Genomic DNA, 22,023 nt, shown 5'->3' on the forward strand with positions numbered 1-22,023 from the left:
TATCGCGGGTGGCAAAGCTGCGGTGAATCGGGAGTGTGTCCGATCACTCACAGGAACGATTCAGAAGGCCGCTTCACAGGGGTTTTGCCGATCGAGTGCGAGAACTTGACGGGCGTCAATCTTCGGTATCGGCTTCGCCGGCCGGGTTGCGGCCGACATCGGCGTCCGCCGCCGGATCCGCACGCCCGTACAGTTCGGCCCGAACGGCGTCGAGCGCACGCTGCAACGACGGCAGCCGCCGGTCGCGCTCGGCGGCCGCACGGGCTGTTTCGACCGCGTGCTCGCGCAGTTCGGCGTCGATCTCGGCGATCCGCCGCGAGGTCGCGGCGGCCTCACGTTCGTCCCGAGCGGCCGACTCCGACGTCAGCGCTCGCTCGGCGGCCAACACCCGCGTCGCCACCCGTTCCTCCACCGCGGACTTGACCGTGCCGATCACCTCGGTCAGCCAGCGGTCCAGCACGGCCCGGTCCTGAAGGACGCCGCGGATCCCCACCACCCACACCGTCAACACCAGCCCCACGAGCCCACCGGCCGCCAGCCCCGCGAGGGTCAGGCCGGGTGCCAACCCCGTGAACAACCGCGTCACCGCGAGCGCCACCCCCAGACCGAAGCCCGCGCCGAGGATCATCGTCAGCTGCGTCTCCAGCCGTCGCGACTTCAGCCGTGGCGAGGTGACCTCGGGGACCGGTGGCGCCTCGGGCACCGGCGGGGCGGCCAGACCGAGTTGCGCCGCGATATCGGCCAGATGCGCCGTGATGCCGTCCTCGATTTCCACCACGACCCCGGCGGCGCGCTCGCGCACCAGGGCCTCGAATCGACCGAGCGCCCGGCGACTCAGTGTCGAGGCGTCCTCGGCGAGTTCGGCCCGCACCGACGAACAGCGGTTACGCGCGAAGTAGCCCAGCTGCACACGCGCCTGCTGGACTTGGCTGCGCAGCGCGATGTTGCGTTCGGACTTCGACACCCGGCGATTCCGCACGACCTCGTCGCGCATCGTGTGCAGCGTCGCAACGCGGGCGCGGCGGTGGGCGCCGTCGCCGTCGGCGCGGTACTGGCCGATCACCGACTCGATCCGGGTTTCCCACGCGCGCAGGCGGTTCCGTCGCGCCAGCTCGGGGTCGGCGAGTCGCTGCCGCAGCACACTCACGAGTTCGTCGACGCGTGGCTCGCCCAGATCCGGCGCCGCGGCCGCCCACACCCAGGGCACGTCGGCGTACCGAGGCGACCGGCCGGCCAGCACTGTCCGGTCGGCGGCCAGCACCTGTCGCCAGTCGCGGTGCGTATCGATCTTCGACACCACACCGACCACCAGGTCGGTGTTGCGCGCGACCAAATCCACGAGCTGACAGTCGGATTCGCTCAGCTCAGACACCGCGGAGACGACGAACACCACCGCCGCAGGCGCATCGGCCCGGCCGATGTCCTCGGCCTCGACGAACGTGTGCTCGGGCATCCGCTCGCGAAGCGCCACGGTCACGCTCGTCGTTCCTGCCAACCACGGACCCGTCACGAGTACGACGTCGCGGGCGCACACCGCCGGCACGGCCAGTCCCGGTTCGATGGCCGTGACCACCGCATCGGCCGACGCGCGTTGATCGGCGCTCGTCACGTCCGCCGTCACCGCGACCGCCCCAGCAGGCGAAGCGATCCCCGGCTGATATCGGCGGCGCAGGCACGATGCAGCGCGTTGACCGGGCCGTCGCCATAGCGGCGCCAGTGCACGGCGCGACGCAGGTGCGAGTCCGCGTCGTCGCCGCGCTCGACCTGCGCACCCGCGGCCTCGACGACATCGACCGCCGCCGTCATCACCGAGAGGACGGCGTCGTCGCTCACCAGCAGTTCGGCCAGCCTTGCGTCGTCCGAATGTGTTGCCAGCGCGCGCAATTGGGTCACTGCGGTCCGTAGCCGCCGATACCGCAGCGGCGCACCCGCCGCCTCGATGTGCTCGACGACCCGGTCGATTCGGCTGAGCTTGCGCAGATGGTTCGGCAGCGCGTCGCGGCCGACGCCGCGGTCGAGTGCGAGCACCGCGTGGGCGATGCCGAACCGGTCGAGCACGGTCAGCAGCCGCTCGCGCACCTCGCGGGGCACCCTGTGCGGCGCCTCGACGAACGCGTCGGTCGACGACAGATCGGCCGGTTCGGTGCGCAGCGTCTGCAGCGCATCGACCAGGTCGCTGGTCAGGTCCGCGCGGGCGAGCAGCGCGACCATCGGCACCGTCGGCACGCCGGTCAGCGCGCGACACTGCGTGGCGCGGTGGTGCGCCAACGCCATCGGCCCCGCCGCGCCGAACCCCGAGAGGTCGGCCTTGTTGAGGACGACGACGGTGGGCCCACCGGACGTGTCGAGGAACGCCCGGTCCTCGGGTTTGAGCGCTTCGGCGATCACCAACACGTCAACGTCGGCGGCCCGGTCGGCCACCACCTCCACGCCCGCGGCCGTCAACGCCGCGGCGACGGTCGCGCGGCCAACGCCGTTTCGGCCGCGCACCGAGACCCGCGTCGGCGCGCAGAGTCGCCTGGTGATCGACGTCAGCCGCGGATCACGGCTGTCTTGGCAGATGTGCAACAGCGCGTCGACGAAAATCTGGTGACCTTCCCCTGTCGTGAGCGGGACATACTCCGCCTTCGACGATCGTGACACCTCTGGGGATGACGTGGGAGCGGCCGTGCCTGCGCTTGGGGATAGCCGCCGATACCAGCCGAAGGCAACTGTTGGGTATCAATCTGTACCACGATGCGGGTACTCGACCCTTGATGAGCCACCATGGACAAATGCATGTGTCCGGGCCCGACGTCGCCGAGGGGTCGACTTCGGGACCCGAAAGCTTCGATTCGCCGGCCGGCCAGCAGCACCGCTTCCCCCGCGTCACGAGCTTCCGGACCAGACGCACCACGCTGACCGCCGCGCAGCAGGCCACGTGGGAACGGCTGTGGCCGCAGATCGGCATGCAGGCCCGCGAAGGCGACGTGCCTGCGCCGCGAATCGACACCGAGGCCTGGTTCGGCCGGTCGGCGCCCGTCGTGGTGGAGATCGGGTGCGGAACCGGAACCTCGACGCTGGCGATGGCCAAGGCCGAACCGCACCTCGACGTCGTCGCGGTCGAGGTGTACCGCCGCGGGTTGGCCCAGCTTCTGTCAGCGATCGACCGCGAGGGCGTGACCAACATCCGGCTGGTCCGCGGCGACGGCGTGGACGCGCTGCAGCACATGTTCGGCCCCGAGTCGCTGACCGGAGTCCGGGTGTTCTTCCCCGACCCCTGGCCGAAGGCCCGTCACCACAAGCGCCGGCTGCTGCAACCGGCGACCGTCGGCCTGATCGCCGACCGACTGCGGCCCGGCGGTGTGTTGCACGCCGCAACCGACCACGCCGGTTACGCCGATCACATCGCCGAGGTCGGCGACGCCGAGCCGCGGCTGCGCCGGGTGAGCCCGTCGGACGCGTTACCGATCTCCGTCGAGCGGCCGGTCACCAAGTACGAGGGAAAGGCGCAGCACGCCGGTAGCGCTGTCGCCGAACTGCTGTGGGAGAAAGCGTGATGAGCGCATGAGCCTCACTGAAGACATCGGGCATATAGAAGATGTGGCGCCGCCCGAGGCGGCCTCGCCGCCGGTCGAAGCGACGGCCCGCGTACTGCTGGTCTGGGACGCGCCGAACCTCGACATGGGACTCGGCTCGATCCTCGGCGGCAGGCCGACCGCCGCGCACCGGCCCCGGTTCGACGCGCTGGGCCGCTGGCTGCTGGCCCGCACCGCCGAACTGTCGGCCGATCGGCCCGACGTCTCGCTGGAGCCGGAGGCCACCGTCTTCACCAACATCGCCCCCGGCAGCGCCGACGTCGTCCGCCCGTGGGTCGAGGCCTTGCGTAACGTGGGGTTCGCGGTCTTCGCCAAGCCGAAGATCGACGAGGACAGCGACGTCGACAGCGACATGCTGGACCACATCGCGCTGCGCCGCGGCGAGGGTCTGGCCGGCCTGCTGGTGGCCTCCGCCGACGGACAGGCCTTCAAACAGCCGCTGGAGGAGATCGCCCGCGACGGCATCCCGGTCCAGGTGCTCGGATTTCGCGAACATGCGAGCTGGGCGCTAGCGTCGGATACCTTGGAGTTCGTCGACCTGGAGGACATCCCTGGTGTTTTCCGGGAACCGCTACCGCGAATCGGGCTCGATTCGCTGCCCGAGCAGGGGGCATGGTTGCAGCCGTTCCGGCCGCTGTCCTCGCTATTGACCTCGCGGGTCAACAACTGAACCGCTGAGAGGTCGCCATCGACTTCGAGAGAATCGAGTAAGGAGCTTACGTGTTCGCCTGGTGGGGTCGAACGGTGTACCGGTATCGATACATCGTCATCGGCGTCATGGTCGCGCTCTGCCTCGGTGGCGGCATTTACGGGATCAGCCTCGGCAGCCACGTCACCCAGAGCGGCTTCTACGACGAGGGCAGCCAGTCGGTGCACGCCTCGGTGGTCGCCGACGAGGCGTTCGGCCGTGACCGGACCAGCCACGTGGTGGCGATCCTCACACCGCCCGACGGGGAGAAGGTCGACAACCCGAAGTGGCAGCGTGATGTGGTCGGTGAGCTCGACGATTTCGTCAAGGACCATCCCGACCAGGTGGTGAGCTGGGTCGGCTGGCTGCGGGCGCCCGACGCCGCCAGCGCGACGGTCCAGCAGATGAAGACCAGCGACCTGTCGAGAACCTTCGTCAGCATTCCGCTCAAGGGCGACACCGACGACGAGATCCTGAAGAACTACCAGGCCGTCGAACCGGACCTACAGCAACTCAACGGCGGGCGCATCGAACTGGCCGGCCTCAACCCGCTGGCCAGCGAGCTGACCGGCAGCATCGGTGAGGATCAGCGCCGCGCCGAGGTCGCGGCCATCCCGCTGGTCTGCGTGGTGCTGTTCTTCGTGTTCGGCGGTGTCGTCGCCGCGGCCCTGCCCGGCGTGATCGGCGGCCTGACGATCGCCGGCGCGCTGGGCATCATGCGACTGTTCGCCGAGTTCATGCCGGTGCACTTCTTCGCCCAGCCGGTGGTGACGCTGATGGGCCTCGGTATCGCGGTCGACTACGGCCTGTTCATGGTCAGCCGGTTCCGCGAGGAGATCGCCGAGGGCTACGACACCGAGGCCGCGGTCCGGCGCACCGTGATGACCTCGGGCCGCACCATCATGTTCTCCGCGGTGATCCTGGTGGCGTCCTCAGTGCCGCTGCTGTTGTTCCCGCAGGGCTTCCTGAAGTCGATCACCTACGCGATCATCGCCTCGGTCATGTTGGCCGCGATCCTGTCGGTGACGGTGCTGGCCGCGGCCCTTGGCATCCTCGGTGCCCGCGTCGACGCGCTCGGCGTGCGCACCCTGCTGCGGTTCACCAACCCATATCCGACCCCGTCGCCGGCGGAGACCACCGACCGCACGAACCCGCTGGCGATCGCGTCGATCCCGCTGGGTGTGCTCATCCCGTTCGCCGCGATCCCCGTCGGCCACATCGCCAGGGCACAGATCAAACGCAGCTACGACAAGGGCGCCAACTACGCCCTGCTGGGCCTGGTGCTCGGCTACATCGGCTCGTTCGCCTGGATCTTCTACGGCCTGTTCGCCGCGAAGGACACCCTCGGCACGGGAATCTTCTATCTGCTGCTGGCCATCGCGATCTTCGTGGCCGGCACCATCACGGTGCTCTCGGCCGCGAGCATGAGCCCGCTGGTCCGCAAGCCGACGGTGTGGTGGCTGAACTGGTTGGCGGAGAAGACGCAGAAAACCAAGACGCGTGCCGAGGTCGAGAAGGGCTTCTGGGGCAAGCTCGTCAACCGGGTGATGAAACGCCCGATCGCGTTCGCCGCACCGATCGTCATCGTGATGATCCTGCTGATCATCCCGCTGGGGCAGTTGTCGCTCGGCGGCATCAGCGAAAAGTACCTGCCGCCGGACAACTCGGTGCGCCAGGCGCAAGAGGCGTTCGACAAGTCGTTCCCCGGGTTCCGCACCGAACCGCTGACGTTGGTGATCGAGAACGACAACGGCGACCCGGTCACCGACCAACAGGTCGCCGAGATCCGCAACAAGGCGATGATGATCCCCGGGTTCATCCAGCCCGAGGACGACCCGACCAAGATGTGGCAGCCGCGCCCGTACCAGGAGGGCGGCTCGAAGGACCCGTCGGTCCAGGTCATCCAGAACGGCCTCGTCAACCGCAACGACGCGGCCAAGAAGGTCGAGGAGCTTCGCTCGATCGTGCCGCCGCGCGGTCTGTCGATCTCCGTCGGCGGTACACCGGCGTTGGAGCAGGACAGCATTCACAGCCTGTTCGACAAGCTGCCGCTGATGGTGACCATCCTCATCGTCACCACGACGATCCTGATGTTCCTGGCGTTCGGATCGGTGGTGTTGCCGATCAAGGCCGCGGTGATGAGCGCGCTCACCTTGGGTTCGACGATGGGCGTGTTGACGTGGATGTTCGTCGAGGGCCACGGCTCCGGCGTCATGAACTACACGCCGCAGCCGCTGATGGCGCCGATGATCGGCCTTATCATCGCGGTCATCTGGGGTCTGTCGACCGACTACGAGGTGTTCCTGGTCTCCCGCATGGTCGAGGCCCGCGAGCGCGGGCTGTCCACCGCCGAGGCCATCCGCGTCGGCACCGCGACGACGGGCCGGTTGATCACCGGTGCCGCGTTGGTGCTCGCCGTCGTCGCCGGAGCGTTCGTGTTCTCCGACCTGGTGATGATGAAGTACCTGGCGTTCGGTCTGCTGATCGCGCTGCTGCTCGACGCCACCATCGTCCGGATGTTCCTCGTGCCCGCGGTGATGAAGCTTCTCGGCGACGACTGCTGGTGGGCGCCGCGATGGATGAAACGGATCCAGGAGCGGTTGGGGCTCGGCGAGACCGAGTTGCCCGACGAGCGCAGGCGTCCCGCTGTGCGGGAGACCCCCGAGGATCCCGAGGCGCTGGTCGGTGCCGGCGCACCGGTGCCGCCTCGGCCACGTCCGCCGCACGATCCGACGCATCCCGCGGTCGCCGGGCCGTCGCGTGCCGGCGCCACCCGCGCAGCGGTGCCGCAGCGGGTGCCGTCGGCGACCGGTACGACGCGCATTCCCAGCACCGCAACGCCACCGCAGGAGTCGCCGTCCGACGAGCCGCAGACCACGCGGTTGTCGATGGCGAAGAACGCCGTGCGCAACGCGGTGAGCAACGCCGCCGCTTCGGCGCGCCAGGCGGCACGGCCGACACCGCCGCCCGCACCGCCCACCCCGGCCGCTCCGCGACCGGGTGCCGGACAGCCGCAGCGCGAGGAACGCGAGATCGAGTCGTGGCTCGGTGAACTGCGGGGCACCGGCACACCGCCCGCCCCGCCCGCGCCCGCTCCGCAACGCCCGTCGGCCGAACCCACCCGCGCGATGCCGGTGGGAACCCCGCCGGAAGGCCGGGCCCAGCGTCCGCGCGTCGCGCCTCCGACGCCCGGCAACGAGCCGACGACGGCGATCCCGACGTCGCGGTCACAACCGCGGGACCCGGACCCTGACAAAACGACCGCCATCCCCACCCCGGGGCGGCAAGCCGGTAAGCAGGGCGACGACGCCGACGCCGCGACCGAGAAGCTCAACACACCCGAGGACGCCGAGCGGCAGTCCCGCGGCGGTGTCAGCGCTCAGGATCTGCTGCGGCGCGAAGGCCGACTGTAGGACAGACCGGACGGCGAAAGTTCACTCCACGTCGTCTGTTTCGGCCTTGACCAACGGTCCGTCGTCGGATTCGAGTGCTTCCTGCTCGGCCTCCGGATCACGCGCCGTCAGCACCCGCACCGCGCTGTTGAGGAACGCCAGCACCGGCACCGCCAGCAGCGCGCCCACGATGCCCGCGAGCACACCGCCGCCCGCGATCACCAACACGATCGCGAGCGGATGGATCGAGACCGCGCGTCCCATCACCAACGGCTGCAGCACGTGGCCTTCGAGCTGCTGCACCGCGATGACCAGACCGAGGGTGATCAGCGCGTAGATGAAACCCTTGGCGATCAACGCGACGACCACCGCGAGTGCACCCGCCACGACGGCACCGACCAGCGGGATGAACGCGCCGAGGAACACCAGTGAGGCCAGCGGCAGCGCGAGCGGCACACCCATGATCGCCAGGCCGGTCCCGATGCCGACGGCGTCGACGAGTGCCACCAGGAAGGTGGCGCGCACATATCCGATCAACGAGTGAAAGCCCGCCCGGCCCGCGTCGCGCACCCGGTCACGCACGTGAGCGGGGAAGATCTGGGTGACGAACGCATAGATGTTGCGGCCGCCCTGCAGCAGGAAGATCAGCGTGAACAACACCAGCACGGCGCCGGTCACGATCTCGGTCACCGTTCCGGCGGTCGACAGCGCGCCGGTCGTCACCTTCTCCTGATTTTTCTGCAGGGCATCGATAGCGGCGTTGCCCGCGTTGTCGATCTGCTCCCGGCTCAGGTGTAGCGGGCCGTCGATCAACCAGTTACGAATTCCGTCGATGCTGCGACTGACCTGTTGAGTCAGCTCCGGGGCGCCCTCGATGAACTGCGTGACGACAAACGAGAGGATGCCACCGACCACGGCAAAACCGCTGAGCAGCATCAGCGCCACCGCCCCGGCCCGGGGCGCGCCGCGGCGGTCGAGGAAGTCGACGGCGGGCATCAGCAGCGCCGCCAGCATCGTCGCCAACGCGACCGGAACGACGATGATCTCCAGCTGCTTCACCGTCCAGAGCAGGGCGACGACGGCGCCGAGGATGACCAGCAGGCGCCACGACCAGGCGGCGCCCTTGCGAACGAGAGGTGAGACGGACGCGTCGTCGAGAGAAGGGCCCCCAGGCATCCCGATAGCGTAACGGCCTGGCACTTGCTGCGACGGATCTCGGGAAACGGCGTCACCAGGCACTACCCTTACCCCGTGGCACACGACGCGCCCGCGAGTGCGGCCCACAGCCAGGGGCGCTCCACCCGCAGCAGGTACTGGTGGCTGCGGTGGGCCGTCCTCGCCCTCGTGGCCATCGTGCTGAGCGTCGAACTCGGACTCGTGTGGGATCAGCTCGCCAAGGCGTGGCACAGCCTCTACACCGCGGATTGGTGGTGGGTGCTGGCGGCCGTGGGCACGGCAATGGCCTCCATGCACTTCTTCGGCGACATCCAGCGCAAGCTGTTGAGGTCGGCGGAAGTGCCGGTGCGGCAATGGCGTTCGCAGGCCGCGTTCTATGCGGGCAACTCGCTGAGCACGACGCTTCCCGGTGGACCGGTGCTCTCGGCGACGTTCATCTACCGACAGCAGCGCCTCTGGGGTGCGACGCCGGTCATCGCCTCGTGGCAGCTGGTGATGTCCGGGGCGCTGCAGGTGATCAGCCTGGCGCTGCTGGGGCTCGGCAGCGCGTTCTTTCTGGGGGCCAAGCACAACCCGTTCTCGTTGATCTTCACGCTGGCTGGTTTCGTCATGCTGATCGTGCTGGCGCAGGCGGTGGCCTCCCGGCCGGATCTGCTCGACGGCATCGGAGTGCGGGTGCTGTCGTGGGTCAACTACGTGCGCGCGAAACCCGCCCACAACGGGCTGACCAAATGGCGCGAGACGCTGGCGCAGCTCGAGTCGGTGAAGCTGAGCAGGCGCCAGCTGTCCATCGCGTTCACCTGGTCGATGTTCACCTTGGTTACCGGCGTGGGGACGCTGCTGTTCGCGTGCTTCGCGGCGGGCGGTAAACCGTCGCTGCTCGGGGTGATCGTCGCCTACGTCGCCGCCCGCGCGGTCGGCTCGATCCCGCTGATGCCCGGCGGGTTGCTCGTCGTGGAGGCGGTGCTGGTGCCCGGCCTGGTGTCGAGCGGGATGACGTTGGCCTCGGCGATCTCCGCGATGCTGATCTACCGGCTCGTCAGCTGGATCTTCATCGCGGCGATCGGATGGGTGGTGTTCTTCTTCATGTTCCGCACCGAGACCGACGTCGACCCCGACGCATGCGCCGACCAGCGATAGCCGTCCTCGGTGCCGCGGCACTGATCGCCGCCTGTTCGCCTGCCATGCAGCCGGCCGAACTGACGTCGCCGACCGAGTCGTCACCGGAAACGACGACGACGGCCTCACCCCCGCCTCAAGGACCACGCCGCGGCCCCGCCCCGTCAGTGGCGACCCCGATCGTCGGCGACGCGATCAGCCAACCCGTGCCGGTGCGCGCCACGGACGGCAAGAAGCATCTGGTGTACGAAATCACCCTGACCAACACGCTGCCGAACCAGCTGAGCCTGAAGTCGGTCACCGTGCTCGACCGCGATGTCGTCCTGCTCGACCTCGGCGAGGATCAATTGGCGCAGTGGACCCGGATACTCGGAACCCCAAGCCCGACAACCACAATCGGGCCCGCACAGACGGCGGTCGTGTGGTTCGACGTCGTATTGGACGACGACGCGCAGATGCCGACCCGCCTCACCCACGCCGTCGCGTTGAGCAACCCCGACCCGATGGAACCGCTCTTCCCCGCCGACCAGACCATTGACATCGCGCCGGTGGACGTGCAACCCCGCGAGCCGATCGTCCTCCGGCCCCCGTTGGCCGGACCGGGCTGGGTCGACGGCGGCGGGTGCTGCGGAACCAGCGACCACCGCACCGCACTCAACCCCCTCAACGGCCGACTGTGGGCCGCGGAACGGTTCGCGATCGACTACGTCCAACTCGCTCCCGACGGACGACTGGTCACCGGCAACGCGTCCAAGCTGGAGAGCTTCGCCTACTTCGGCGCCGACATTCACGCCGCGGGCGACGGTCCGGTGGTCACGGTGCTCGACGGCCTTCCCGAACAGGTGCCCGGCCGCAACCCGACCGGCCTACCGCTGAACCAGTACGCAGGCAACCACGTCGTGCAGGATCTCGGCGACGGGAACTACGCGCTCTACGCGCACATCAAGACCGGCACCGTCGCGGTCAAGCCCGGCGACCGGCTGACCGCGGGCCAGGTGATCGGAAAGGTCGGCAACACCGGCAACACCACCGCACCGCACCTGCACTTCCAGGTGATGAGCTCACCGGACCCGCTGGGCTCCAACGGATTGCCGTTCGTGTTCGACGCGTTTCGGCTCGACGCGCGAATCGTCGACGGTGACGACGTGATCGCCCCCCTCTTCGAGGGAGAAACCGCGAGACTTCAGCCCGGTTTCGCCGCTCGTGACGAAAAGCACGCCATGCCACTGCAATTGGATGTGATGACATATGCCGATCGATAGCCGCGAACAGACTCGGCCCGCGCTGACAGCCCTCGCCACCGATGTCGTCTGCCTGATCGTGTTCGCCGCGATCGGACGGCGCAGCCACGACGAGGGCCTGAACCTCGCAGGCATCGCCGAGACCGCATGGCCGTTCGTGACGGGTGCCCTCGCCGGCTGGCTGCTGTCCCTCGGATGGCGTCGGCCCTATTCGCTGGCGCCGACCGGGGTCGCGGTGTGGGTATGCACCATCGTGGTGGGGATGCTGCTGCGCAAGCTGACCTCCGCCGGTGTGGCACCGAGTTTCGTTGTGGTGGCGTCGGTTGCGACAGCGGTGCTGTTACTCGGCTGGCGCGCCGGAATCCTGGTCATGACTCGCCGCTGACACCGTCAGCGTCGCGCGCAGGCCACCGAGCGGACCGTCGGAAAGCTCGATGTGGCCGCCGTGCAACACGGCCTGCTGGGACACTAGGGCGAGCCCCAGACCCGAACCGCCGGGTGCTGCGGTGCTGCCGCGGGAGAACCTGCCGAGCACCGTCTCGTGCTCGTCGGCAGGCAGCCCGCAGCCGTTGTCGTCGACGACGATCGTCATCGTCCCGTTCCTCCGGTGCGCCGCCAGCACGATGCGGCTCGCCCTGCCGTGGGCGATCGCGTTGCGCAGCAGGTTGTCCACCGCCAGGCGCAGGCCACCCGGCCAGCCCCAGATGGTGCCGAGGTCGTCGTCGGCTTGGACCTCGATCTCGACGGCGCCGCCGGCGCGGGCGTTCTCACGCGCCACCCGGTCCAACAGCTCTGCCACGTCGATGAGTTCGCGGTCCTCGGTGCGTGCGAGTTGCCCCGAGGCGAGCTGACCGAGCGCGGTGATGATGGCCTCGACCCTGCGCTGAGCCCGTGAAAGGTCCTGCACCACCTCGTCGCGCTCGTCGGCGGGCAGGTCGTGGATGCGCAACGTGTCGATGTCGGCACGCATCGCGGTCAGCGGGGTGCGCAGCTCGTGTGCGGCGTTGGCGGCGAAATCCTGCGCGGCCTGAAGGGAATTCGTGGTGGCCCGCTGCGCGGCGGCCAGCCGGTTGAGCATCCCCGACATCGCCTCGGAGAGGTCCTCGGCTTCGCGCACACCGTGCACCTCCGGCATGTCGGTGCTGTCCCTGCCGAGCTTCTTGGTGTGTTCGGTGAGCCTCCGCAGCGGGCGCACCGCGGGTCCCGCCAGCAGCCAGCCCAACCCCGCCGCCACCAGGACGGTCAGGACTCCGACACCGGTGTAGAGCGGAATCCTTCTGGGGCTCAACAAGATACTGTCGGCTCGGATGCCGACCGACATCAACACCCCCCCGTCCTGGTTCAGCGGAATCGTGCGAACCCGGTACTCAACGCCGTTGACCTCGACGGTCGCGGTGCCGGGCGGTAGCGGCGGCAACTGCAGACCGCGCTGGAACACCACCTCCCCCGTCGACCGCGACCGGCCCGTCGTCAACACCCCGCGGCGCACATCTTGGCTCTGATCGGGGAACACGCTGGCGTCGATGATCGAATCGAGCCGCCGATCGAGTTGGGCCACATCGTTGTTCGCCAACACCACCGACGTCAGCACCAGGAACGTGGCGACGACGGCAGCCGCGGCCGCGCCCGCCGCGACGGCCACCCGGGTGCGCAGCGACGCCGACCGCAGAATCCGCGGCGTCTTCACTCGGCCGTGCCCGATCGTTCGGCTCGCAAGCTCGTCTCAGGCCTCTTCCCGCAGCACGTAGCCGATACCGCGCACGGTGTGGATCACCCGCGGCAGCCCATCGCGTTCGAGTTTGCGCCGCAGATAGGAGATGAACACATCGGCGACGTTGGTCTCGACGTCGAAGTCGTAGCCCCACACGAGTTCCAGCAGCCGCTGCCGGCTCAACACCACACCGGCGTTGTCGACAAGCACTGCCAGCAGGTCGAATTCGCGCTTGGTCAGATCGACGCGCTCCCCCGCCACGAACACCAGCCGGCGCGCCGTGTCGATGGTCAGCGGCCCGACCGTCATGGTGTCCGACTGGTGATCGGAGTGGCTGGCCCGGCGCAACAGCGCGTGCAGCCGGGCCACCAACTCGCCCAGGTCGAACGGTTTCGTCAGGTAGTCGTCGGCGCCGGCTTCCAGCCCGGCGATGCGGTCGTTGACGGTGTCGCGCGCGGACAGCACGCAGATCGGGATGTCGTTTCCCAGCGCCCGCAGCGCGGTCACGACGGCGACCCCGTCGAGTTCGGGCATCTGTACGTCGAGAACCAGCGCATCGTGCGATTCGTTGGAGAGCAGCCGCAGTGCTTCCTTACCGGTCGCCGCGACCCGGACGTCGAACCCCGAGTGGCGCAAACCGCGCGCGACCGAGGTCCTGACATCCGGGTCGTCGTCGACCATCAGCACAGTGCGGCCCGCACCTTCCTGCTGAGCGGACGGCCCAGAAGCCAAGCGAACGAAGGCCTAGCTGTCGGCGATGCCGTCGCCGTTGGTGTCGCCGCAGCGGTTCTTGATGTCAACCAGTGGCTGGCGGATACCGGTCAGCTCGGCCTTCACCTGAGGGTTGTTGTTCAGGTAGTCCTGCACCTTGCCCCGAACGTCCTCGCGCGGCAGACCTTCCAGGCTGGTGAAGAACCAGTTCACGTCCGGATGGGTGAACAGGTAAGCCGAAGTGGAGGCGGAGACGCCGGAAGCCACACCGGCGAGATCGGCCGCGGTGCAGTTCGGCGGCTCGGCGCCCGCGAGCGGCATGGCGCCGAAGAACATCGCACCGGCAATCGCGCCAGTGCCGACCGCGCCAGCAACCGCACGACGCGCAGAACGGGCCGAGAGAAACATGGGTGAGCTCCTTCATCGGAAGTGGAGTGGTCGTAACCATTGCGGTTGCGACGTCTACCAACAGGGACCAACGGAGAAAAGCTAAGCAGAATGTCCGCAGACTTTCTTGCCTTGCGGTCAACGAATCGCCGAAAAAGCGAAATCCGCAGCCTAGAACGCCCGCGGACGTTGGCTACGCGTCGTCCCCGGTCAGGGCAGACCGGCGATCGCCGAAGAAGGCGAAGGCGCGCTGCCCTGCGAAACCGGTGACGCCCCATGCTGTTGCGTCGTGACGCCCGGCGCGGTCGCCGTCGGCGCCTTGGGGGTGGGCGCCTGCGCCGGCAAACTCGCGGGCAGGCCCCCGCCCTGCTGCGCGGCCTGCATCAGACCCATCACCTGAGGCAGCGTGAACGGCAGCTTGCACTTACCCGACAGGCTCGTCAGCGGCTGCTGCAACTGCTGCATGTCCTTGGCGACTTGGGGGTTGGCGTCGAAATAGTTCTTCAGCGCGCCGAGCGACTGCGGTCCGGCTTGCTGCTTGGAGATCGTCGTCAACGCCTGGTTCGTCTGCGGATGGGCCTCGAGGTACTCGCCGGTGGAGTTGGCAACGTCTCCGATGGTCTTGGCGACCGAACTGGCGGCGCAGGGGTCCTCGGCGGCGGTGGCCGACGGCAACGACGTCGTGGACGGCAACACCAGCGCGGCCGCCACGGCCCCGCCTGCTGCGGAGGCGGCGACGACGCCGACGAAGCCACGACGAATCAGCCGGGGGGTCGTTTTCATGGACAACTCCTAACGATTTGCGGACGTGTCGACGATCTCGAACGGTCCGCAAATGCTCTCGCGATGGACGGCAATCAGTCCCCGACGCCGAAAACGGCCGAAGCTCATCCTGCCACCCAGCGCACGACCCCCGCCAGTTCTGCCCGGCGGCGACCCCCGCGAACCCACCCCGGCGGGTGTCCGCGGTAACGCCGATCGCGTTGTTCGCGAGAACGAATCGGGCGATCTTGAGACGTTGCTGGCAGACTGCTCGAGGCCCCTGAGAGGACACCGAAGGGCGGGGCACCTTACCGCAGGTTGATGTACGCTTCGGCTACGAAACGCCGGGGAGAAAGCGGGGAATCCAATCCAGCAATTCATGTTGCGCTTGAGCAGCAAACTGCGCAGATATCGCTGGGCGGTTTTCGCCGTATGGGTGCTCCTGCTCGTCCCGTCGGTCTGGCTGGCGCTGAACCAGTCCAGCCATCTCACCGGCGGCGGTTTCGAGGTCGAGGGCTCCCAGTCGCTGCGCGTGCAACGCGAACTCGAAGAGCACTTCCCCGATCAGGGGGCGTCGCCGCTGGCGTTGGTGGCCGCACCGCGCGCCGACGCGTCGTACCAGGACATGAACGACGCCGTCGCCCACCTCGAACGCCTGGCCGCCGAGGTGCCCAGCGTCAAGATCGTCCCGAACCCGCAGCAGCCACCACCCCAACCCGACCGGCCCTACGTCGTCACGTTGCAGCTCGACTTCAACAACACCGGCGCCGTCGACGTCGCCAAACAGCTGCGCCACAAAGTCGGCATCAACGGCGAGGACCCGGGCGAGATCGAGAACGGCAAGGTCAAGCTGTATGTCATCGGTCAGGGCGCCCTGGGCGCCGCCGCGACCCAGGCCACCAAACACGACATCGCCCAGGCCGAGCGGTGGAACCTTCCGATCGTCCTGATCGTATTGCTCGCGGTGTTCGGATCGCTGGCCGCCGCGGCCGTGCCGCTGGTGCTCGGTATCTGCACCGTCGTGGTGACCATGGGGCTCGTCTACCTGCTGTCGATGTTCACGACGATGTCGGTGTTCGTGACGTCGACGGTGTCGATGTTCGGTATCGCGCTGGCCATCGACTACTCACTGTTCATCCTCATGCGGTTTCGTGAGGAGCTGCGCGCCGGCCGGGACCCCGATCAGGCCGCCGACGCCGCGATGGCCACGTCCGGCCTTGCGGTGGTGCTGTCCGGGCTGACCGTCATCGCGTCGGTGACCGGCATCTACCTGATCCACACCCCCGTGCTGGTGTCGATGGCCACCGGCGCCATCCTCGCGGTCGCCGTGGCGGTGCTCACCTCCACCACGCTGACGCCGGCCGTGCTGGCGACGTTCGGCCGGTCGGCGGCGCGGCGCTCGTCGTACCTGCATTGGTCGAGGCGCCCGGAGAGCACCCAGTCCCGGTTCTGGACCCGGTGGACCGGCTGGGTGATGCGCAGGCCATGGTTGTCGGCGCTGGCCGCCGCGGCGCTGCTGATCACGCTGGCCGCACCCGCGTTCTCGATGATGCTCGGCAACAGCATGCAGCGGCAGTTCGAGCCGACCCACGAGATCCGCGGCGGCGTCAACGCCGCGGCCGAAGCCCTGGGTGCGGGCGCGCTCGGCCCGGTGCGGGTGTTGGTGGCGTTCCCGGACGGCAACGCCGCATCGGCGCCGGCGAAGGAGCCGCTGCTCGACGCGATCCGCCAGCGGATGGCCCAGGGCCCGAGCGTGGTGTCGGTCAGCCCGCCGTCGTTCGGCGAGGACTACCGCCACGCGCTGCTCTCGGCGGTGCTGTCGGTCGATCCCGAGGACATGGCGGCCCGCGAAACCGTCGACTGGATGCGTGCAGAGCTGCCGTCGACGGCCGGAACCGAGAACGTCAAGATCGACGTCGGCGGCCCGACCGCGCTGATCAAGGACTTCGACGACCAGGTGTCGGTCAAGCAGCCGCTCGTGTTCGTGTTCGTGGCGCTGATCGCGTTCTGCATGCTGCTGGTGGCGATCCGCTCGGTGGTCCTGGCGATCAAGGGCGTGCTGATGACGGTGTTGTCGGTCGCCGCCGCCTACGGCAGCCTCGTCGCGGTGTTCCAGTGGGGCTGGCTCGAGGATCTGGGCTTCGATCGGATCTCGTCGCTGGACAGCACGATCCCGCCCCTGGTGCTGGCGATGACGTTCGGCCTGTCGATGGACTACGAGATCTTCCTGCTGACCCGCATCCGGGAGCGCTTCCTGCTGACACGCAACACCCGCGACGCGGTGGCCTACGGCGTCAGCACGAGCGCGCGGACCATCACCAGCGCCGCCCTCATCATGATCGCGGTGTTCATCGGGTTCGCGTTCGCGGGCATGCCGCTGGTCGCGCAGCTGGGCGTGGCCTGCGCGGTGGCGATCGCGGTGGACGCGACGGTGGTCCGGCTGGTCCTCGTGCCCGCACTGATGGCGATGTTCGACGAGTGGAATTGGTGGCTGCCGCAGTGGCTAGCCCGCGTCCTGCCGTCGGTCGATTTCGAGAAGCCGCTACCCAAGGTCGACACACCGAACCTGATCATCATCCCCGACGATCTGTCGTCGCTCGGACCGACCGGATCCGAGCTGCGCACCGTCGTCAAGTCGGCGGCCAAGCTGAAGACCCTTGTACCGCAGGCCGTGACGGTGGCCGATCCGCTGGCGTTCAGCGGATGTGCACCGAGCGCGCCGACGGTGAAGATGCGCAGCGCCGGGCGGCTCAACGCCGGGCACCGCAACGGCGGCGGCGGTACCGCGCTGGCCACCGCCCCGCCGCCCGTGCATCCGGTGACCATGTGGCGGGGACGGTTGGCGGTCGCGCTGGACGCGCTGGAGACCGCATCGGAATGCGAGCACGCGACCATGGAGCGGCGCAGCCCGATGGAGACCACCAACGTCCAGCTGCCGACCGGTGACCGCCTGCAGATCCCGACGGGCGCGGAGACGCTGCGGTTGAAGGGCTACCTGATCATGTGCCGCAACACCACACGCGACTACGCGGAGTTCGCCGATCTGGTCGAGTGCATGGACACGCGCACCGCGGCAGAAGTACTGAGCACAATGGACCGGTACTACTCTGGTTCGCAGGCGAGGAAACAATGGGTGGCGACTCAGCTGGTGCGCCGACTGGCCGACCCGCAGCCGTCGGACGAGCACGACACCCGGATGTCCGGTCCAGAGGCGGAGGCGGAGTGGGCCAAGGTTCGGGAGCGCTGCCTGTCGGTGGCGGTCGCGATGCTGGAGGAGGCGAGGTGACGGTGACTCCCGACATCCGGGATACCCGCCGCCAGGGGGTCTCCGAAGGTCAGGCCGCGAAGCCGGCGGGCGACGAGCGTCCGGTCGAGTTCTGGCCCACCGCAGCCATCCGCTCGGCCCTCGAAACCGACGACCTGGCCGTGTGGCAGCGCATCGTCGCAGCGATCAAACGGGATCCGTTCGGACGCACCGCCCGTCAGGTCGAGGAGGTGCTCGAGACCGCGCGGCCCTACGGCGTGTCCAAGGCGCTGGCCGAGGTCCTCACCCGCACCCGCGAACACCTCGAGGCCAACGAGCGCGAAGAGGTGGCCCGCCACATCCGCGCGCTGCTGGAGCACTCCGGGCTCGGCCGCCAGGAGTTCGCGTCGCGCATCGGTGTGCCCGCCGAGGACTTCGCGGCCTTCCTCAGCGGCAAGACCAGCCCGTCGGCGTCGTTGATGGTGCGCATGAAGCGGCTCTCCGAGCGGTTCGCCCGGATGCGATCGTCCCGGCCCCACAACTGACGCGCTGGGTATACGCCGGGAATGGACCTCGAACAAATCCTGCGAAAGACCCGCTCGGTGGCGATCGTCGGCGCATCACCCAACCCCGCCCGCGCCAGCCACGAGATCTGGACCTACCTCAAGGCGGCGGGCGATTACGAGCTGTATCTGGTGAACCCGACCGTCAGCGACATCGAGGGCACACCGGTCTACCCGTCACTGGCGGACCTGCCGGTGGTGCCCGACCTCGTCGACGTGTTCCGGCGCCGCGAGCACCTTCCCGAGGTACTGCAGGACACCATCGCGGTGGGCGCCAAGGTGTTGTGGTTGCAGCTCGGCCTGTGGGATGAACAGGTCGCGCGCGACGGTGAGGCCGCCGGCCTGACGGTCGTGATGGACCGCTGTGTCAAGGTCGACCACGCCCGACTTCTCGGCTGACGCTTCGACCGGAGGCCAGGCGCTCAGCGTGAGTGGATCGGCGACACGTCGTCGACCAACCACCGACCGTCGTTCTTGCTCAGGGTGACCCGCAGCGCCAGCACCGCGGTGTCGGGCTGCTTGCCCGGCGAGTTCTGCGTCGCGTGCAGGATCACCGCGACGCTCGCGGCGTTCGGGCCGATGGCTTCGACGCCCGCCGAGACGGTGCTCGCCTGCGCGGACACGTTGCGGCTGGTCAAATCCTTTGCCACCGAGGAGAACTCGTTTCTGAACGCCTCGGCGCGTTCCGGGGCCATCATCGCCGCCGCGCGGTCGATCGATGCGGTCGGGCTCTGGGGGGTGAACGTGGCGGACGCTTCGGCCACACTGCTGGCGATGCCGACGACGTCGGCGCTGTCGTTGCGCAGCGTGCGGTCCGGCACCGTCCACTTCAGGTACCCGACGAGCACCGCGGCCGCCACCGCCGCCGTCGCGACCGCGACCACTCCCAACCTCAACCCCGGGCCGTCGTCGTCGGTGCCGACCGTCACCGCGTCGCGGCGCGCGAGCACCACGTTGACCACCACGCCTTGCACGATCAGCAGGCACAGCACCGAACAGACCGACACCCACCACACCGGCCAGGCCAGCGCGATGCCGATGTAGACCAGCGCCGCCACCGCCGCCAGCGGAGGAGCGACGTCGAATGCGGCGACCCGCCAGACGTTCCTCATCGGATCGGCTCCAACCGCGAGATCAGCAGTTTGCCGTCCACGTCGGACACGTCCAGCCGAAGCGTCCAGCGCACCGTCTTCGGCTTGTCCCCGCCGACGTTCTCGCTGATGGACGTCGCCACCACCATGACCGTGTCGGTGCGGGAAGCGAATTCAGAGATCTCGGGCTGCGGCCGCTGCGGACGCGCCCCGTCGGGACCAGGGGGCGGGTGATAGATCGATTCGACGGCCACCGAGTCGATCTGGCCGGCGGTCTTCGCCTGCAGGGTCTGCACGAGCTTGCGGTACGGCTCGACCGCCGCATCGAAGTCCGCGTTGAGCTGACCGACCGTGCCCTCGTGCAGCTTGACCATGTCGGCCTGCACAGTGTCCTTGTTCATGTTGATCAGCACGTTGGTCCAGTCGGCCGCGGTCTGCATGACGCGCGAGCGATACCGCAGTTCGTCGGTGTCGTCGCGGTGCTGGGTCCAGATCAGCGCGGCCAGCGCCACCGCGACGACCGCGATCACGCCCAGTACCGCTGATGCAATGCCGTAACTGGTGAAGACGGGACCGTCCTCGGTCGCGGTGGGCTCGTCCTCGGGCATGCGCGTGAGGGTACCGGGCTGCGGCCCGGACGCCGGTGAGCGGTCAATGTCACAACCCGCCCCGCGCTCAAGAGGGTCGAAGCGGGGTATGCAGGCTCGCGACCGGCCGACCGAAGGGATTGCGTGGCCAACTACCTCATCGCCGCCAGCCCGATCCCCGGGCATGTGATGCCGCTGCTGTACGTCGCTGCCGACCTGCAAGAGCGCGGTCACCGCGTCACGGTGCTGACCGGCGCCGAGCATCGGGATGCGGTGCTCGAGCGGAACCTGTTCGCGATCGATCTGCCCGACGCGGCCCATCCCAGGCGCGACGACACCGGATTGCGGGGCGTGCCTGCGCTGCTCGATCGCTGGTATCGGGGTCGCGCCGAGATGCGCTCGGTGTTCATCGATCCGCTGGCCGCGCAGTACTGGGCACTGCGTAAAGCGCTTGCGCAGGAACGCTTCGACGCGGTGTTGTGCGATGTCGCGTTCACCGGCGCACTGCCGCTGCTGACGGGCCACCGGCCACGGCCGTGGATCCTGGTCTGCGGGGTCGGGCCGCTGACCCTGTCGAGCGCCGACGCTCCGCCGTTCGGGACGGCGTGGGCACCACGGTCGGACCTCAACTACGAACCGATGACGTGGGTGACGCACCGGGTCATGTTCCGCGACGTCCACGCCGATCTGAACGGCGCGCTGGCCGCGGTCGACGCCCCGCCGTCTCCGGTGTTCCTGACGGACTGGCCACTGCTCGCCGACCGGCTGCTGCAGTTCACGGTGCCGTCGCTGGAGTATCCGCGCAGCGACCTGCCCGCGACCGTCGTCTACACCGGCCCGGTCATCCCGAGACCGTCGGCCGATCGGCACGGGCTGCCGTGGGAACCGGCGGCCGATGGGCGCACGGTCGTGCACGTCAGCCAGGGCACGTGGGACAACGAGGACCTCGACGCGCTCGTGGTCCCGACCGTCGAGGCGCTGGCCGATCGCGAGGATCTGCGGGTGGTCGCGACGACGGGGCGGCGGGGTCGTACGACGATCCCCGGCCGGGTGCCCGCCAACGCCTGCGTCACCGACTTCCTGCCCTATGCCGAACTGCTGCCCAACGTCGACGTGATGATCACCAACGGCGGCTACGGCGGCGTGCATCAGGCGTTGTCGCACGGTATCCCGCTGATCGTCGCCGGCGGCTCGGCCGACAAACCGGAGGTCGCGGCCCGCGTGGGCTACGCCGGGGTCGGCGTCAACCTTGGCACCTCACGGCCGGCACGCGCCGCGATCGCCGGCGCCGTCGACGAGATCCTCGGCACCGACGCCTACCGCATCGCCGTGCGCCGGGTGCGCCGCGAGATCAGCGCGGTGAACGCGTTCGACCGCATCGCCGAGACGCTCGAGGGTCTCGCGGTGCCGCAGCGACCCGGGAGACCCGCCACGGGTTCTGGCACCCTGGTGGGGTGACGGTAGAAGCAATCAGATCCGGTATCGACCTCAGTTACGTCGATGCCGACGCCCGCCCGCAAGACGACCTGTTCGGCTACGTGAACGGCCGCTGGCTGACCGAGTATCAGATGCCCGGGGACCGCGCCACCGACGGTGCGTTCCGGTCGCTGTACGACCGCGCGGAGGAGCAGGTCCGCGATCTGATCACCGGAGCAGCAGCGGCGGCGACATCAGGCACCGACGCGGCGGCGTCGAACGCGGCCCAGGGCAGCGACGAACAGCGCATCGGCGATCTGTACGCCAGCTTCATGGACGAGCAGGCCGTCGCCGCGC

Annotated in this window: 19 protein-coding genes and 1 pseudogene; 11 read left to right on the forward strand and 9 right to left on the reverse strand. The window is 68.8% G+C overall.

Features of this window, described 5'->3' with window-relative positions:
* Positions 1-115 precede the first annotated feature (115 nt).
* Entirely contained in the window at positions 116-1,609 is a 1,494-nt protein-coding gene (locus tag A5698_RS16775; protein WP_068299187.1) for a hypothetical protein, read from the reverse strand.
* 8 nt (positions 1,610-1,617) lie between these two features.
* Positions 1,618-2,568 (reverse strand): hypothetical protein, encoded by a 951-nt coding sequence (locus A5698_RS16780; protein ID WP_197506806.1) that lies wholly within the window; start codon positions 2,566-2,568, stop codon positions 1,618-1,620.
* A gap of 188 nt (positions 2,569-2,756) precedes the next feature.
* On the opposite strand from A5698_RS16780, the gene trmB reads away from it, so the two are divergent.
* Genes trmB through A5698_RS16795 form a run of 3 tightly spaced genes read left to right on the forward strand, consistent with a single transcriptional unit; the run spans position 2,757 to position 7,679 of the window.
* On the forward strand, positions 2,757-3,539 hold the full coding sequence (gene trmB / locus A5698_RS16785; protein WP_068299152.1) for a tRNA (guanosine(46)-N7)-methyltransferase TrmB: 783 nt from the start codon (positions 2,757-2,759) through the stop codon (positions 3,537-3,539).
* A gap of 7 nt (positions 3,540-3,546) precedes the next feature.
* Entirely contained in the window at positions 3,547-4,248 is a 702-nt protein-coding gene (locus A5698_RS16790) for an NYN domain-containing protein (RefSeq protein ID WP_067085607.1), read from the forward strand.
* 50 nt (positions 4,249-4,298) lie between these two features.
* On the forward strand, positions 4,299-7,679 hold the full coding sequence (locus tag A5698_RS16795; RefSeq protein ID WP_068299154.1) for an MMPL family transporter: 3,381 nt from the start codon (positions 4,299-4,301) through the stop codon (positions 7,677-7,679).
* 21 nt (positions 7,680-7,700) lie between these two features.
* Here A5698_RS16795 and A5698_RS16800 read toward each other — a convergent pair whose 3' ends face one another.
* Positions 7,701-8,834, reverse strand: coding sequence for an AI-2E family transporter (locus A5698_RS16800; RefSeq protein WP_068299157.1), 1,134 nt, complete (start codon positions 8,832-8,834; stop codon positions 7,701-7,703).
* A 75-nt stretch (positions 8,835-8,909) separates the two neighbouring features.
* On the opposite strand from A5698_RS16800, the gene A5698_RS16805 reads away from it, so the two are divergent.
* Genes A5698_RS16805 through A5698_RS16815 form a run of 3 tightly spaced genes read left to right on the forward strand, consistent with a single transcriptional unit; the run spans position 8,910 to position 11,579 of the window.
* On the forward strand, positions 8,910-9,974 hold the full coding sequence (locus A5698_RS16805) for a lysylphosphatidylglycerol synthase transmembrane domain-containing protein (protein ID WP_068299161.1): 1,065 nt from the start codon (positions 8,910-8,912) through the stop codon (positions 9,972-9,974).
* On the forward strand, positions 9,956-11,215 hold the full coding sequence (locus A5698_RS16810) for a M23 family metallopeptidase (protein ID WP_068299163.1): 1,260 nt from the start codon (positions 9,956-9,958) through the stop codon (positions 11,213-11,215). The genes A5698_RS16805 and A5698_RS16810 overlap by 19 nt, the downstream gene beginning before the upstream one ends.
* Complete coding sequence (locus A5698_RS16815) at positions 11,202-11,579, forward strand: DUF3054 domain-containing protein (protein ID WP_068299165.1); 378 nt, start codon at positions 11,202-11,204, stop codon at positions 11,577-11,579. The genes A5698_RS16810 and A5698_RS16815 overlap by 14 nt, the downstream gene beginning before the upstream one ends.
* On the opposite strand, the gene A5698_RS16820 is transcribed toward A5698_RS16815, so the two are convergent.
* The 4 genes from A5698_RS16820 to A5698_RS16835 form a co-directional block, all read right to left on the reverse strand.
* Entirely contained in the window at positions 11,535-12,881 is a 1,347-nt protein-coding gene (locus A5698_RS16820; RefSeq protein ID WP_197506805.1) for a HAMP domain-containing sensor histidine kinase, read from the reverse strand. The two genes, A5698_RS16815 and A5698_RS16820, sit on opposite strands and share 45 nt — an antisense overlap.
* A gap of 36 nt (positions 12,882-12,917) precedes the next feature.
* Positions 12,918-13,586, reverse strand: coding sequence for a response regulator transcription factor (locus tag A5698_RS16825; RefSeq protein ID WP_197500548.1), 669 nt, complete (start codon positions 13,584-13,586; stop codon positions 12,918-12,920).
* Between the two features lie 63 nt (positions 13,587-13,649).
* The gene (locus A5698_RS16830) at positions 13,650-14,024 is read right to left on the reverse strand and encodes a heme-binding protein (RefSeq protein WP_067083190.1); all 375 of its coding nucleotides are present in this window, start codon (positions 14,022-14,024) and stop codon (positions 13,650-13,652) included.
* 189 nt (positions 14,025-14,213) lie between these two features.
* Complete coding sequence (locus A5698_RS16835; RefSeq protein ID WP_068299167.1) at positions 14,214-14,786, reverse strand: hemophore; 573 nt, start codon at positions 14,784-14,786, stop codon at positions 14,214-14,216.
* A gap of 358 nt (positions 14,787-15,144) precedes the next feature.
* On the opposite strand from A5698_RS16835, the gene A5698_RS16840 reads away from it, so the two are divergent.
* Genes A5698_RS16840 through A5698_RS16850 form a run of 3 tightly spaced genes read left to right on the forward strand, consistent with a single transcriptional unit; the run spans position 15,145 to position 18,971 of the window.
* Complete coding sequence (locus A5698_RS16840) at positions 15,145-18,051, forward strand: MMPL family transporter (protein WP_068299169.1); 2,907 nt, start codon at positions 15,145-15,147, stop codon at positions 18,049-18,051.
* Entirely contained in the window at positions 18,048-18,554 is a 507-nt protein-coding gene (locus tag A5698_RS16845; RefSeq protein ID WP_068299172.1) for a helix-turn-helix transcriptional regulator, read from the forward strand. The genes A5698_RS16840 and A5698_RS16845 overlap by 4 nt, the downstream gene beginning before the upstream one ends.
* Before the next feature lie 21 nt (positions 18,555-18,575).
* Positions 18,576-18,971, forward strand: a complete 396-nt coding sequence (locus A5698_RS16850) for a CoA-binding protein (protein WP_068299175.1) — start codon at positions 18,576-18,578, stop codon at positions 18,969-18,971.
* Positions 18,972-18,994: 23 nt separating this feature from the next.
* Here A5698_RS16850 and A5698_RS16855 read toward each other — a convergent pair whose 3' ends face one another.
* Complete coding sequence (locus A5698_RS16855) at positions 18,995-19,684, reverse strand: hypothetical protein (RefSeq protein WP_067083182.1); 690 nt, start codon at positions 19,682-19,684, stop codon at positions 18,995-18,997.
* Positions 19,681-20,271, reverse strand: a complete 591-nt coding sequence (locus A5698_RS16860) for an Rv1363c family protein (protein ID WP_067083180.1) — start codon at positions 20,269-20,271, stop codon at positions 19,681-19,683. The genes A5698_RS16855 and A5698_RS16860 overlap by 4 nt, the downstream gene beginning before the upstream one ends.
* Positions 20,272-20,394: 123 nt before the next feature.
* Between A5698_RS16860 and A5698_RS16865 the strand changes: the two genes are divergently transcribed.
* Both A5698_RS16865 and A5698_RS16870 read left to right on the forward strand, forming a co-directional pair.
* Positions 20,395-21,708, forward strand: coding sequence for a nucleotide disphospho-sugar-binding domain-containing protein (locus A5698_RS16865; RefSeq protein ID WP_068299179.1), 1,314 nt, complete (start codon positions 20,395-20,397; stop codon positions 21,706-21,708).
* A pseudogene (locus tag A5698_RS16870) lies at positions 21,705-22,023 on the forward strand (peptidase M13); the annotation flags it as partial. The gene A5698_RS16865 and the pseudogene A5698_RS16870, both read left to right, overlap by 4 nt.

This window comes from Mycobacterium sp. E136 (assembly GCF_001666865.1).
Lineage (GTDB): Bacteria > Actinomycetota > Actinomycetes > Mycobacteriales > Mycobacteriaceae > Mycobacterium.

Excerpts from the sequence above, each read along its gene's own strand:
- A5698_RS16855 (WP_067083182.1), bottom strand. The coding sequence starts at position 19,684 with ATGAGGAACGTCTGGCGGGTCGCCGCATTCGACGTCGCTCCTCCGCTG.
- A5698_RS16790 (WP_067085607.1), top strand. The coding sequence starts at position 3,547 with ATGAGCCTCACTGAAGACATCGGGCATATAGAAGATGTGGCGCCGCCC.
- A5698_RS16810 (WP_068299163.1), top strand. The coding sequence starts at position 9,956 with ATGCGCCGACCAGCGATAGCCGTCCTCGGTGCCGCGGCACTGATCGCC.
- A5698_RS16815 (WP_068299165.1), top strand. The coding sequence starts at position 11,202 with ATGCCGATCGATAGCCGCGAACAGACTCGGCCCGCGCTGACAGCCCTC.
- trmB (WP_068299152.1), top strand. The coding sequence starts at position 2,757 with ATGAGCCACCATGGACAAATGCATGTGTCCGGGCCCGACGTCGCCGAG.
- A5698_RS16850 (WP_068299175.1), top strand. The coding sequence starts at position 18,576 with ATGGACCTCGAACAAATCCTGCGAAAGACCCGCTCGGTGGCGATCGTC.
- A5698_RS16840 (WP_068299169.1), top strand. The coding sequence starts at position 15,145 with ATGTTGCGCTTGAGCAGCAAACTGCGCAGATATCGCTGGGCGGTTTTC.
- A5698_RS16830 (WP_067083190.1), bottom strand. The coding sequence starts at position 14,024 with ATGTTTCTCTCGGCCCGTTCTGCGCGTCGTGCGGTTGCTGGCGCGGTC.
- A5698_RS16800 (WP_068299157.1), bottom strand. The coding sequence starts at position 8,834 with ATGCCTGGGGGCCCTTCTCTCGACGACGCGTCCGTCTCACCTCTCGTT.
- A5698_RS16825 (WP_197500548.1), bottom strand. The coding sequence starts at position 13,586 with ATGGTCGACGACGACCCGGATGTCAGGACCTCGGTCGCGCGCGGTTTG.
- A5698_RS16835 (WP_068299167.1), bottom strand. The coding sequence starts at position 14,786 with ATGAAAACGACCCCCCGGCTGATTCGTCGTGGCTTCGTCGGCGTCGTC.
- A5698_RS16860 (WP_067083180.1), bottom strand. The coding sequence starts at position 20,271 with ATGCCCGAGGACGAGCCCACCGCGACCGAGGACGGTCCCGTCTTCACC.